The 11,107-nt window shown below is 61.6% G+C and carries 15 protein-coding genes, 1 other RNA gene and 1 pseudogene; 8 read left to right on the forward strand and 9 right to left on the reverse strand.

What is annotated here, in order from left to right; translation table 11 throughout:
• Positions 1–9: 9 nt before the first annotated feature.
• The 6 genes from B5V02_RS27735 to B5V02_RS27760 form a co-directional block, all read right to left on the reverse strand.
• Positions 10–891, reverse strand: a complete 882-nt coding sequence (locus tag B5V02_RS27735; protein WP_111547252.1) for a sigma-70 family RNA polymerase sigma factor — start codon at positions 889–891, stop codon at positions 10–12.
• A gap of 16 nt (positions 892–907) precedes the next feature.
• On the reverse strand, positions 908–1,213 hold the full coding sequence (locus tag B5V02_RS27740; protein WP_111547253.1) for a hypothetical protein: 306 nt from the start codon (positions 1,211–1,213) through the stop codon (positions 908–910).
• A gap of 102 nt (positions 1,214–1,315) precedes the next feature.
• The gene (locus B5V02_RS27745) at positions 1,316–1,540 is read right to left on the reverse strand and encodes a ribbon-helix-helix domain-containing protein (RefSeq protein WP_111547254.1); all 225 of its coding nucleotides are present in this window, start codon (positions 1,538–1,540) and stop codon (positions 1,316–1,318) included.
• A gap of 20 nt (positions 1,541–1,560) precedes the next feature.
• Positions 1,561–1,806 (reverse strand): DUF4169 family protein, encoded by a 246-nt coding sequence (locus B5V02_RS27750; RefSeq protein WP_111547255.1) that lies wholly within the window; start codon positions 1,804–1,806, stop codon positions 1,561–1,563.
• A gap of 15 nt (positions 1,807–1,821) precedes the next feature.
• Complete coding sequence (locus B5V02_RS27755; protein WP_111547256.1) at positions 1,822–2,361, reverse strand: SspB family protein; 540 nt, start codon at positions 2,359–2,361, stop codon at positions 1,822–1,824.
• A 118-nt stretch (positions 2,362–2,479) separates the two neighbouring features.
• On the reverse strand, positions 2,480–3,169 hold the full coding sequence (locus tag B5V02_RS27760) for a TetR/AcrR family transcriptional regulator (protein WP_111547257.1): 690 nt from the start codon (positions 3,167–3,169) through the stop codon (positions 2,480–2,482).
• 188 nt (positions 3,170–3,357) lie between these two features.
• Here B5V02_RS27760 and B5V02_RS27765 point away from each other — a divergent pair, with 188 nt between their 5' ends.
• A complete protein-coding gene (locus B5V02_RS27765) occupies positions 3,358–4,563 on the forward strand; it encodes a multidrug effflux MFS transporter (protein WP_111547258.1) in 1,206 nt (401 codons plus the stop codon).
• A gap of 76 nt (positions 4,564–4,639) precedes the next feature.
• Here B5V02_RS27765 and B5V02_RS27770 read toward each other — a convergent pair whose 3' ends face one another.
• Positions 4,640–5,191 (reverse strand): AAA family ATPase, encoded by a 552-nt coding sequence (locus B5V02_RS27770; protein WP_111547259.1) that lies wholly within the window; start codon positions 5,189–5,191, stop codon positions 4,640–4,642.
• A 102-nt stretch (positions 5,192–5,293) separates the two neighbouring features.
• Positions 5,294–5,653, reverse strand: a transfer-messenger RNA (tmRNA) gene (ssrA, locus tag B5V02_RS27775).
• Between the two features lie 169 nt (positions 5,654–5,822).
• Between ssrA and B5V02_RS27780 the strand changes: the two genes are divergently transcribed.
• Together B5V02_RS27780 and B5V02_RS27785 are read left to right on the forward strand one after the other, a co-directional pair.
• A complete protein-coding gene (locus B5V02_RS27780) occupies positions 5,823–6,134 on the forward strand; it encodes a DUF2853 family protein (RefSeq protein WP_095087099.1) in 312 nt (103 codons plus the stop codon).
• 329 nt (positions 6,135–6,463) lie between these two features.
• A complete protein-coding gene (locus tag B5V02_RS27785) occupies positions 6,464–7,258 on the forward strand; it encodes a thymidylate synthase (protein ID WP_111547260.1) in 795 nt (264 codons plus the stop codon).
• Positions 7,259–7,293: 35 nt separating this feature from the next.
• Here B5V02_RS27785 and B5V02_RS27790 read toward each other — a convergent pair whose 3' ends face one another.
• A complete protein-coding gene (locus tag B5V02_RS27790; protein WP_111547261.1) occupies positions 7,294–7,503 on the reverse strand; it encodes a TOBE domain-containing protein in 210 nt (69 codons plus the stop codon).
• Between the two features lie 149 nt (positions 7,504–7,652).
• Between B5V02_RS27790 and modA the strand changes: the two genes are divergently transcribed.
• From modA to B5V02_RS27815, 5 genes and pseudogenes are all read left to right on the forward strand, one after another.
• Positions 7,653–8,447, forward strand: a complete 795-nt coding sequence (gene modA / locus B5V02_RS27795; RefSeq protein WP_111547262.1) for a molybdate ABC transporter substrate-binding protein — start codon at positions 7,653–7,655, stop codon at positions 8,445–8,447.
• 16 nt (positions 8,448–8,463) lie between these two features.
• On the forward strand, positions 8,464–9,168 hold the full coding sequence (gene modB, locus B5V02_RS27800; RefSeq protein WP_111547263.1) for a molybdate ABC transporter permease subunit: 705 nt from the start codon (positions 8,464–8,466) through the stop codon (positions 9,166–9,168).
• A complete protein-coding gene (gene modC, locus B5V02_RS27805) occupies positions 9,165–10,277 on the forward strand; it encodes a molybdenum ABC transporter ATP-binding protein (protein ID WP_111547264.1) in 1,113 nt (370 codons plus the stop codon). The genes modB and modC overlap by 4 nt, the downstream gene beginning before the upstream one ends.
• Before the next feature lie 81 nt (positions 10,278–10,358).
• Entirely contained in the window at positions 10,359–10,700 is a 342-nt protein-coding gene (locus B5V02_RS27810) for a winged helix-turn-helix domain-containing protein (protein ID WP_111547265.1), read from the forward strand.
• A 160-nt stretch (positions 10,701–10,860) separates the two neighbouring features.
• Positions 10,861–11,107 (forward strand): annotated as a pseudogene (locus B5V02_RS27815) (hypothetical protein); the annotation flags it as partial.

Consider the following 11,107-nt stretch of genomic DNA (forward strand, 5'->3'; position numbering starts at 1 on the left):
GCAATCGATTCAAAGAAGGGACATCTCGGCGCTGTCGGCGACGTAGCGAGCGTGACGAAAATCGCGAATGGCGGCAAGCCTGCCCTCCTGCCATCCCAGCAGCACAAAGTAGGAAGGCCGCGCCGCCGGATTGCCGGGATCGCAGACTAGGACTGCCGGCTTGCCTTCGACGAAACCCGGCACGAAACGCCAATCCTGGACCCTTGAATAATTGTGGAAGTAGGTGCCCACTTGCTTGCGACCATTCAGCCGCCCCCTGGCCACCAGCTCCAGCCGCACCTCGTCCGCCAGCATGTCGCGCACCGCGTCGAAATCGCGGGCGTTGAAGCGATCGATGTAGGCGTCGAGGAGCAGGCGTTCGGACGCACTCAGCCTGGGGGAAGGGCGATCCTCGGGTTCATCGGCGATCTGGCGCAGGCGGCCACGGCCACGATGCAGCGCCGCCTTGATGGCCGGGATGCCGGTGTCGAGCATGCTGCTGATCTCCTGCAGCGAGTAACCCAGGACGTCCATCATGATGATGCTGCTTCGTTGAGCGACGGGAAGGCGCATGAAGGTGTGCAGGCCGGCGGCCGCGGCCTGACGGTCGACGGTGGGGTTGGCCGGGTCGACGATCATGTCCGGATCCTCATCGGAAAAGGCCCTTTCACGGACGCGACGGCGCAGGAAATCAAGCGCCGCATTGTGGGCGATGCGGAACAGCCAACCCTCCGGATTTGCAATCGGGCCGGCGTTGGGCAGAGCCTCGAACGCCTTGGCCAGGGCTTCCTGCAGCACGTCCTCACCGTCGATGGCCGAGCCCGTCATGCGGGCGCAGTATCGGTGCAGCTTGGGGCGCAATTCCCCGAACAGGCGATCGAACGGCTCGCGGGTCTCGCCAGATATGTTCATGCGCCTCTATCCGCGATTACTCGTCCAGCATCCGATAATTGCCCACCACGGTCATCACCTCGCGATGCGGAGGTTCGATGCAGCGGTCCCGGATGCCACTCTGAAAGGCCTCGAATGCTGCAAGCCCGGTGATGAGGTCGGCATGGACATCAGTTTCCGTTTCGACCAGATGGACAAAGGTACCGTCGCCGGACCGCCATGTCATGTAGCGAACGCCTTCAGGCGATTTGGAACGCAGTTGCTGGAACACGGCCTTCACCAGCCGCTCATTCTCGTCGGCCAGCTCGGGTTTCGTCTTGTAGCGTATCAAATGGTGTTTCATCGCGTTTGTTCCTTTGGCTGTCCTGCGTCCTGCAGGGCGCTCATGTCCGAGACGCCGCGGTGAAGCCAAAGGATTCGGGTGTCGGGAAATAAACCCTGGTGGTCAGGTGCCGGCGCCGCGCTTTGCCCACTCCAGGACAAAGAGCCGGAGAGCCGAAGACAGGTTGGTGTCGCGGGACCGCGTCTCGTCGACTTCGGCGACAAGAGCGGCAAGCGTCAGCTTTCTGGTCGCCGCGATAGCGATGAGATCGTCGTAGAAGGGCTTTTCGAGCGAGTAGCTGGTGCGGTGGCCGCGAATGGTCACCGAGCGCTTTTCGACCGCGCTCATTGCAGAGCGCTCATTTTGCTCTAAGCATCGGATTCATCCGAAAACCGCTGCGCACTTTTCGGTCCGATGCTCTGGCTGTCGTTGTCGCCAAGGGGTTCGCGGCGGTGGCCGGCGACGAATTTGTCGCTCTTGTCGGCGATTGTGCGGTCGCGTTTCTTTTCGGCCTTGGAACGGCCGTGCAGTGCCCGGTTCTGTTCTGCGACGCGCACCTTCTCGTCCCGCGCCTTCTGCTTGCGGGCCTGGCGGAGATTGACGATGTCGGCCATGGCGCGAAGCGAGGATTATTTCTTGCGGAAGGCGTCGAGCGAGACCACATCGGCGCCCTTGGTGGCGGCGTCGGCCGCAGCGGGCTTCTTTTCCGGCTCTGCGGCGGCCTTCTTCTCGGCCTTCGGCTTTTTCTCGGAGACGATGGTCAACGGCTCGGGCGAGGCTTGAGCGGCTGGTTCCTCGGCAGCCGCACCGTCCGTCCTCACGTCGAATTCGAGCTCGAAATTAACCGACGGATCATAGAAGCCGCGTACGGCCGAGAATGGGATTTCGAGCTTCTCCGGCACATCGGAGAAGGACAGGCCGACCTCGAAGCCGGTGTCGGTCACCTTCAGGTCCCAATACTGGAACTGGATGACGATGGTCATCTGCTCGGGATAGCGCTCGCGCAGCCGCGACGACACGCGCACGCCCGGCGCGCCGGTCAGGAATGTGATGAAGAAATGATGGTTGCCGGGGAGGCCGGTGCGCGCGACTTCGGCCAGGACCTTGCGCATGACGCCGCGCAACGCCTCCTGGGCCAGAATGTCGTAGCGGATGTGGTCGTCGGCCATGTGGCGGTCGGGTTCCGTTGAATCGTCCGCATAGCTGTAATCAAGCTTGAGGGCGGCGTAAACCGCATATAGATCGCCACCGCACTGAGGCGAGCACTATTGCCAACGATTTGATCGCTCAGGCGCTGGCCAGCGCGGCCTGCTTTTCCACTGATGTCGCGGACCGGCGCTTGCCGAAGGCGCGCAGGAAGGTACGAACGCCATTGGTCGCCGATTGCAACACCTCGTCCTCGCGCGGCGTGCCGCCGAGCATGAAGGTCGTCTGCAATTCGGCATTGACGAGGCCGAGGAACTGACGCGCCGCCACGTCGGGGTCTTCGATCGCGAGGTAACCGCCATAGGCCAGCCTTGCGAAGCGGGCGGCGATTGCCGGCCATGTCCGGCCCGGGCCCTGTTCGCGCCATTCGGCAAACAGTTCGGGATAGCGCTCGCCTTCGGTCTGGATCAGCTTGCGCAGGAATTTTCCATCGCGGTTGCAGATGCAGTTCTGGTTCAAGCGCACGGCAAACCCGATCAGATCGGCTTCGAGGTCCTTCGGCTGATCGGGGAAGGTGGCAATGGTGGCGAAAATGCCGGTATTGCAGCGCTCGGTCAGATCGCGCACGACGGCGACGAACAATTTTTCCTTGTCGCCATGATGGTTGTAGACGGTCTGGCGCGAGACACCCGCTTCGGCGGCGATCAGGTCGATGTTGGCGCCGGCAAAACCTTCACGGCAGAACACCCCAGCGGCGGCATCGACGATCGATATGCGCTTGGCCTCATGGCCGCGTGGCGGGAAAGTGTCAGGAGAAACATGCAGCTTCATAAAAATCTATATAGAGGTGATTGACGAATTAGACAAGAGTGTCTAAATTTATGGACACAACACGAAGAGATTTGCTCCGGGGAGACGAAGAGAATTCGCTCTCGAAGAGTCGGAATTTCAGGGGATGGAACGTCCTTGGGTTACCCGCCGGCCTGCGGCGGCAACCAGATTCGAAAGAAGCCTTTATCATGAGTCCCAAATTCCTCCGCATCGCGGTCGTGCTTGGCCTGTTGTCCGCCATCGGCCCGTTCGCCATCGACATGTATCTGCCCGCGCTACCTTCGATCGGCGCCGATCTGCACGCCGGCACCGCTGCCGTGCAGATGAGCCTGTTGATCTTCTTCCTGTCGATGGGGTTTGGCCAGATCGTCGTCGGACCGATCTCCGACATGGTCGGCCGCAAGCTGCCTCTCTATGGCGGCCTTGCGCTGTTCATGGTCGGCGGCATCGGTTCGGCAATGGCGCCGACCATCGAATGGCTGATCGCTTTCCGCTTTCTGCAGGGCCTCGGCGCCAGCGCCGGCATGGCCATTCCACGCGCCATCGTGCGTGACCTGCACACCGGCAATGAGGCTGCCAAGCTGATGTCGCTGCTGATGCTGGTGTTTTCGGTGTCGCCGATCCTGGCGCCGCTGACCGGCAGCCAGATCATCGAGAATTTCGGCTGGCGCGCCGTGTTCTGGACGGTGACGGGTGCTGCAGTTCTTGCCACCATTCTTTTGGCGACCTCGCTCAAGGAGACGCGGCCGGTGGAAGACCGCGCCGGTTCCTCGTTCGGAACCGCGCTTTCCGGTTACCGCTTCCTGATGGGTGACCGTAACTTCCTCGGTCTGGTGGCGATCGCCGGTTTCGGCATTGCGAGCTTCTTCGTCTATCTGTCGAGCTCGTCGTTCATCCTGATCGACCATTACGGGCTGTCGCCTTCGGTCTACAGCGTGTTCTTCTCGATCAACGCGGTCGCCTTCATCGGCATGTCGCAGCTGACGGGTCTGCTGGCCGAGCGCTTCGGGCTGCGGCGCGTGGTGCGCGTCGCGGTGACCGGCTATGCGACGACGATGGTGGTGCTGTTCGCGGTGATGGCGACAGGCATCGACCGGCTCGACGTGATGGCGGCGCTGCTGTTCGTCGGCTACGGCTTCCTCGGTCTGGTCATTCCGACCACCTCGGTGCTGGCCATGGAAGAGCATGGCGAGATCGCCGGCACGGCTTCGGCGTTGATGGGCACGCTGCACTTCGCCATTGGCGCGATCGCCATGGGCGTCGCCGGCGTGTTCTTCGACGGCACGCCGCTGCCGATGGTGGCCGGCATCACGCTCTGCGCGGTGATCTCTTTCACGCTTGCCAAGGTCACGCTCGGCCGCTCGCGCGAAGCCGTCGAGGCACCGGCGGAATAAGCAGCTCTACAGATACAAAGCGGAATAAGCACCTCATACAGATAGAAACGAAAAGGCCGGGCTTGCCCGGCCTTTTTCATATCAATCCTGCCTCGGCCAGAACAAAGCGCAGCCGAACCTCAACCGGCGCCAAAGGCAGCGGAACCAGTTCATAGCCCAGTTCGGTGTAGGTATTGACCAGCGCATGATAGGTGCGCGCCGCCTCGTCGAGCGTCTGCTTTCGTTCGGCATCCTGCGTAAAGATCTCCTGCCACGGCGGTGCGATGAAGACGCGGCTGGCATAGCGGAAGCGTTCGGCGGCGGATTCGACATGGCTGGGTACCGGCAGGCCGCTCAGCTTGAGATAGCCAAGCGTGTCCGGCACGCCGCGATCGAAAAAGACCGGGCCCGTCTGTTCGCACGCGGCCTGGTAGGAGCGTATCTCCCACGACAGCATCAACTCGGCAAACAGCGCGCGATCGTGCCAGGGCAAGGCAGTCCCGCCTATGGCGGACTGGCCGCGGATGATGCCGCGGCCGGCTTCGACCGAGGTGCCAAAGCCTGCCTGGCACAAGGCTTCGATCAAGGTCGTCTTGCCGGAACCGGGACCGCCGGTCAGCACGAAGAATCGATCGGAATCGTTTTGCATCTTTTGTCCATGGAGAGGGGGTGCACTCAGCGGTGCCTTCGCGGCCGAAAGCCGTGCGAAGGTCGCTGCCGTTGCGCGTGACGCATATTGAAGGAGGGGAGAAGTGGAGGTTTCTGTTGCCAGGTACCTCCGAACCCCGCCTAGAAGTGCGAACCCCTAGGGCTTGAATTGAAGCTATCGCACCGCTTACGCGGCGAGACGTGCTTCCGCATAGTTGTCATTTGCAACTACAGGTTTAGCCCGATGACGGTGGTACCATGCCGGGCAAAAGTACGATCTTTACACCTTCGTCGATCCTATTTCGCCCCCAGCAAAAACCGCCCTGTTCTCAATAGCGGCTTTTGGTGGAGGCGCCGGGTACCGCCCCCGGGTCCGAACGGCTTATTTCATCGCCCATTTATCGCCATAGTCGGTCAAGCCGACAAAACGAATATAGGGGGCCATCGCGAGAAATGAAAGGCCGCAATGGCACTTTGTCCCCACGCCAAAACCACGTCGCCAAGGGTTGACTTGGACGCGGTCTCAACCGAAGCTTTGCGACGGTGAGGAGTTACCGACCTAGCGCACAAGTTGCAGCAGCGCGCCACAGCCCTCATCGATCGGAACCGTGGCGCCGACGAGGGGAATTTTGATGGCCGACTATCTTGCAGACGTGAAGAAATACGACGCCGCGGCAAGCGCCGACGTGGTCGACAAGATCGTGAAGCACCTGGGCATTGCGCTCAGGAACCGCGATTCCTCGCTGGTGTCCTGCACCGACCCGAAGGAACTCGACCGCGTCAAGGCGGGCTGGGTGTCGAAGAAGCTTGGCATATCAGACGACAAGAAGGCTGACGCGTCGATCGAAAAGGTCTGCAAGGCGATGGCCGCTGACAACACCAAGAACCGGGTGACTTTCTATTACCTGGTTGCCAAGGATCTGGGCAAGCTCGGCTCCCTCTGAGACCTCTGATAGTTCTACTCTAGCGGCCGACTAGCGCGGTTTTCTGCGCTTACTACAGCGCCGCGCGCCCTTTCGGACGCGCAAAGTACGCTGTAGCACTTTTTGATTTTGCGCATGATCCTTTCCGAAAATCGATTCCGATTTTCGGGGTCATGCGCGGTGCTCACGTACTTTAAGTACGCTCCGCTCCGGTTCTCGAAAACCACGCTATTCGACTCGCCAGAGCGAATTCTGAAAAGGTCTCTTCGCCGGGGAAGATTTCAGACAAGCGTGGCGTCAGCGCGCACATGCGCTATGATTGGTGAAATCTCGAATCGAGCCGGAAACCGATGCGCCAATATCTCGACCTCTTGCAGCATGTACTGGACAATGGTGCCGATCGCGGCGACCGCACCGGCACCGGCACGCGCTCCGTGTTCGGCTACCAGATGCGTTTCGATCTGGCGCGCGGCTTTCCCGTCACCACCACCAAGAAGCTGCATCTCAAGTCGATCATCCATGAACTCCTGTGGTTCCTGGCCGGCGACACCAACATCAAGTACCTCACCGACCTTGGCGTTTCGATCTGGGACGAATGGGCCGACGAGAATGGTGATCTCGGCCCGGTCTACGGCAAGCAGTGGCGCTCGTGGCCGGATGGCCATGGCGGTTCCATCGACCAGATAGCGAATCTTTTGAAGGAGATACGCCGCAATCCTCAATCGCGGCGGTTGATCGTTTCGGCCTGGAATCCGGCTGAGGTGGAAGCCATGGCATTGCCGCCATGCCATTGCCTGTTCCAGTTCTACGTTTCGGAAGGGCGGCTTTCCTGCCAGCTCTACCAGCGCTCAGCCGATATCTTCCTCGGCGTGCCGTTCAACATCGCTTCCTACGCGCTGCTGACGCTGATGGTGGCGCAGGTGACCGGGCTGAAGCCAGGTGACTTCGTCCACACGCTCGGTGACGCGCATCTTTACTCGAACCATTTCGAACAGGCGCGCGAACAGTTGCGGCGCACGCCGAGGGCGCTGCCGACGATGTGGATCAATCCCGAGGTGAAGGACCTCTTCGCCTTCCGCTTCGAGGATTTCCGGCTGGAAAACTACGTCGCCGATGCATCGATCAAGGCGCCCATCGCGGTCTGAGCCAGCGCTTTACCCAACCTCGAAATTGGCACCGTTCAGTCGATGCCGACCATCACGTCCGAAGCCTTGACCACGGCATAGGCCTGCTTGCCCTTTTCGAGCTTGAGATCGGCGACGGCCTCGTTGGTGATCGAGGCTGTGACGACAGCGCCGCCACCGATGTCGATCCTGACATGCGAGGTGGTGGCTCCCTTGACGATCTCGGTGATCGTTCCCTTGAGGATGTTGCGGGCGCTGATCTTCATCGGAGTTCCTTTCCAAGGTTTCTTTGCCCGTCTTACCAGAACAATCGATGTCGCACAGGGGTACCGGGCCTTCCCTTGTTATATTCATGCGGATATATCGGTCGACAGGCTTCGAGCCGATCGGATTTCAAACCCAGGGAGAGTTTTCCATGACGCGCAAAGGTTTCGGATTGAGGGCGATCGCCATTGGTGGTTTTGCGGCGACGGTGATGGCGGCAGTGCCGGCCGCGCATGCGGAAGACAAGATGGTGGTGTTTGCCGCGGCCAGCCTCAAGGACGCGCTCGATGCGGTGAACAAGGCATGCGAGGCCGATGTCGGCGAAGCCGCTACCGTCTCTTACGCCGCAAGCTCGGCGCTGGCCAAGCAGATCGAGGGCGGCGCACCTGCCGACGCCTTCATTTCGGCCGACCTCGACTGGATGAAGTATCTCTCCGACAAGAAGCTGACCAAGCCGGACACCGAAGTGAAGCTGCTCGGCAACGAGATCGTGCTGGTGGCGCCGAAGGACTCGACGGTTGAAACCAAGATCGAGAAGGGTTTTGACCTTGCCAAGCTGATTGGCGACGGCAAGCTGGCCATGGGCGACTTCAAGGCTGTGCCGGCCGGCAAATACGGCAAGGCCGCGCTTGAATCGCTTGGCGTCTGGTCGTCGGTCGAAGGCAAGGTGGCGCAGGCCGAGAATGTGCGCGCGGCGCTGAAGCTGGTTTCGACCGGCGAAGCCCCGCTCGGCATTGTCTACGCCACCGACGCGCATGCCGAAAAGGGTGTCAAGGTGGTCGGCACCTTCCCGGAGGATTCGCATCCGCCGATCATCTATCCGGTTGCCCAGACCGCCGATTCGAAGGACAAGGATACGCCGGCTTTCCTGAAATGCCTGCAGTCGGCCAAGGCCGGTGCGCTGTTCAAGGAGCAGGGTTTTACTGTCCTGACGCCGAGCAATTGAGGTACGAAACCAACGCATGACCTGGCTGCTGGACCTCACTCCCGACGAATGGAATGCGGTCCGGCTGTCCATTAAGGTTGCGACGGTGGCGATGCTCGCCAGCCTGCCGCCAGGCATATTGATCGCGCTGCTGCTTGCCCGAGGACAATTCTGGGGCAAGACGCTGCTCAATGGCCTGGTGCATCTGCCACTGATCCTGCCGCCGGTGGTGACGGGCTATCTGCTGCTGCTGACCTTTGGCAAGCGTGGCCCGGCCGGCGCCTTCCTGGCCGAGCATTTCGGCATCGTCTTCTCGTTTCGCTGGACGGGAGCGGCGCTGGCTTGCGGCGTCATGGGCTTTCCCCTGATGGTGCGGGCGATCCGGCTGTCGATCGAGGCGGTGGATCGCAAGATGGAAGCGGCGGCGGGAACGCTCGGCGCAAATCCCTATTGGGTGTTCGCTACCATCACGCTGCCGCTGATCCTGCCCGGGCTGATCGCCGGCGCCATCCTGTCCTTCGCCAAGGCGATGGGCGAGTTCGGCGCGACCATCACCTTCGTGTCCAACATCCCCAACGAGACGCAGACGCTGCCGTCGGCGATCTACACCTTCACGCAAGTGCCGGGCGGTGATGAAGGCGCGCTCAGGCTGACGCTGATCTCCATTGTCATCTCGATGGCCGCACTGGTCGCGTCGGAGGTGCTGGCACGGCGTGTCGGCCGGCGGATGGACATTGAATGACCGTCCTCGTCGACATCAGCCATCGCCTCGGCGATTTCAGCCTCGACGTGCGCTTCGAGAGCGCCGGGCGGCTGACGGCCTTGTTCGGACCCTCCGGGTCCGGCAAGACGACGCTGATCAATATGATCGCCGGGCTGATCCGGCCCGGCAAAGGGCGTATCGAGGTCGATGGCCGCGTGCTGGTCGACACGGGCGCTGGCATTTTCGTGCCGAAGCACAAGCGCCGCATCGGCATGGTGTTCCAGGATGCGCGCCTGTTTCCGCATATGAGCGTGGCCAGCAATTTGCGCTATGGCCGCTGGTTCACGCCTGCAACGGAGCGCTACGCCGAGATGGATGCCGTTGTCGAATTGCTCGGCATTGGCCCGCTGCTGGACAGGCGACCGGCAAAGCTCTCGGGCGGCGAGAAGCAGCGCGTGGCGATCGGCCGGGCGTTGCTGGCCAGCCCCAGATTGCTGCTCATGGACGAACCGCTGGCCTCGCTCGACGAGGCGCGCAAGGCCGAGATCCTGCCCTATATCGAGCGGCTGCGCGACGAGACGAAAATCCCGATCGTCTATGTCAGCCATTCGGTTGCCGAGGTGGCGCGGCTGGCCAGCGACGTGGTGACGCTGGCGCAAGGCAATGTCATCGCCAGCGGCCCGACCGAAGCGGTGATGCAAAGGCTCGACCTGTTGCCGGCGGAGGAGCGCGGCGAGGGCGGCGCCGTGCTGGACACGAAGGTGCTGCGGCATGACGAGATTTTTGGCATGACCGTGCTCGGCTCGGCCGCCGGAGAGATCCGGGTGCCGCGGTTGGCGATGAAGACAGGAGCGCGTGTGCGCATCCGCATCCGCGCCCGCGACGTGATGATCGCAACGGAGAAACCGACAGGCCTCAGCGCGCTCAACATTCTGCCGGGCACGATCGTCGCCATCAACCCGGGCGAGGGCGCCACAGTTGAGGTCGGCATCGACTGCAACGGCGCAACCGTGCTTGCCCGTATCACCGAGCAGTCGCGGCAGGGGCTGAAGCTTCAGCTCGGCGGCAAGGTTTTCGCGGTGGTCAAGACGGTGAGCTTCGACCGGGCAAACACCGGCGCCGGCCTGCCCGTCGAAGCGGATGGTTGACCATCGCTATGTTTTTTTGGAATAGCGGTATCGCTGAAGAGCTTCTAGTATGGGATCGGACGTGACCGCGGAGGAGAAAAAATGCCGTCGCTGAGCTTGCGGATAAATCTCGACCCCGACGGCCGCATCGGACCGGGCAAAGTCGAGCTTCTGGAGCAGATCGCCGCCTTCGGCTCGATCTCTGCCGCCGCGCGTGGCATGGAAATGTCCTACAAGCACGCCTGGGACCTGGTCGAGGACATGAACCGGGTGTTCGGCAAGCCACTGGTGGCGGCACAGACCGGTGGTCGCAAAGGCGGCGGCGCGCAACTGACGTCGGTGGGCCTTGCGGTGGTCAGCCGCTTCCGCGCCATCGAGCGTGCGGCTTCTGCCGCGGCAGCGACGCATATGGAGGCGTTACAGGCTGAAATCGACGCCGGGTAGGAGCGTCCATCCTGGCGCAGGTCACCACGCGAACCAGATGCCGCCAGGGCACCGTCCACACCGTCAGCGCAATCCCCAGGTCGCGATTGATTCCCGTGACCGACCATGATTGGTAGCCGGTCTCACAATTTCACTCATGCGACCAGTAAAGGAACTTGAGATGGACGCCGCTCCGCCAGAGTTCAACCGAAACGATCTCGCTTCCCTTGTTGGTCACAAATCAACCCTTGAGGTGGGGCCTTTCACGAATCCAACCCTGCGCGGTCCACATGTAAAATATTTCGAAGTCATGGACAAAAAGGGACTGATCAAGCGGGCGGATGCGATCGGCTATGTTTACTCCAGCCCCGTCGATATCCACTATGTCTCCGGCACTGGCGACTTGAGCATCGTAGACGAGACGTTTG

The organism is Mesorhizobium kowhaii, assembly GCF_003253745.1.
Taxonomy (GTDB): Bacteria; Pseudomonadota; Alphaproteobacteria; order Rhizobiales; family Rhizobiaceae; genus Mesorhizobium; species Mesorhizobium kowhaii.

Bases quoted from the DNA above. Each gene is read 5' to 3' on its own strand.
- B5V02_RS27735 (WP_111547252.1), bottom strand. From the start codon at position 891: ATGAACATATCTGGCGAGACCCGCGAGCCGTTCGATCGCCTGTTCGGG.
- B5V02_RS27740 (WP_111547253.1), bottom strand. From the start codon at position 1,213: ATGAAACACCATTTGATACGCTACAAGACGAAACCCGAGCTGGCCGAC.
- B5V02_RS27745 (WP_111547254.1), bottom strand. From the start codon at position 1,540: ATGAGCGCGGTCGAAAAGCGCTCGGTGACCATTCGCGGCCACCGCACC.
- B5V02_RS27750 (WP_111547255.1), bottom strand. From the start codon at position 1,806: ATGGCCGACATCGTCAATCTCCGCCAGGCCCGCAAGCAGAAGGCGCGG.
- B5V02_RS27755 (WP_111547256.1), bottom strand. From the start codon at position 2,361: ATGGCCGACGACCACATCCGCTACGACATTCTGGCCCAGGAGGCGTTG.
- B5V02_RS27760 (WP_111547257.1), bottom strand. From the start codon at position 3,169: ATGAAGCTGCATGTTTCTCCTGACACTTTCCCGCCACGCGGCCATGAG.
- B5V02_RS27765 (WP_111547258.1), top strand. From the start codon at position 3,358: ATGAGTCCCAAATTCCTCCGCATCGCGGTCGTGCTTGGCCTGTTGTCC.
- B5V02_RS27770 (WP_111547259.1), bottom strand. From the start codon at position 5,191: ATGCAAAACGATTCCGATCGATTCTTCGTGCTGACCGGCGGTCCCGGT.
- B5V02_RS27780 (WP_095087099.1), top strand. From the start codon at position 5,823: ATGGCCGACTATCTTGCAGACGTGAAGAAATACGACGCCGCGGCAAGC.
- B5V02_RS27785 (WP_111547260.1), top strand. From the start codon at position 6,464: ATGCGCCAATATCTCGACCTCTTGCAGCATGTACTGGACAATGGTGCC.
- B5V02_RS27790 (WP_111547261.1), bottom strand. From the start codon at position 7,503: ATGAAGATCAGCGCCCGCAACATCCTCAAGGGAACGATCACCGAGATC.
- modA (WP_111547262.1), top strand. From the start codon at position 7,653: ATGACGCGCAAAGGTTTCGGATTGAGGGCGATCGCCATTGGTGGTTTT.
- modB (WP_111547263.1), top strand. From the start codon at position 8,464: ATGACCTGGCTGCTGGACCTCACTCCCGACGAATGGAATGCGGTCCGG.
- modC (WP_111547264.1), top strand. From the start codon at position 9,165: ATGACCGTCCTCGTCGACATCAGCCATCGCCTCGGCGATTTCAGCCTC.
- B5V02_RS27810 (WP_111547265.1), top strand. From the start codon at position 10,359: ATGCCGTCGCTGAGCTTGCGGATAAATCTCGACCCCGACGGCCGCATC.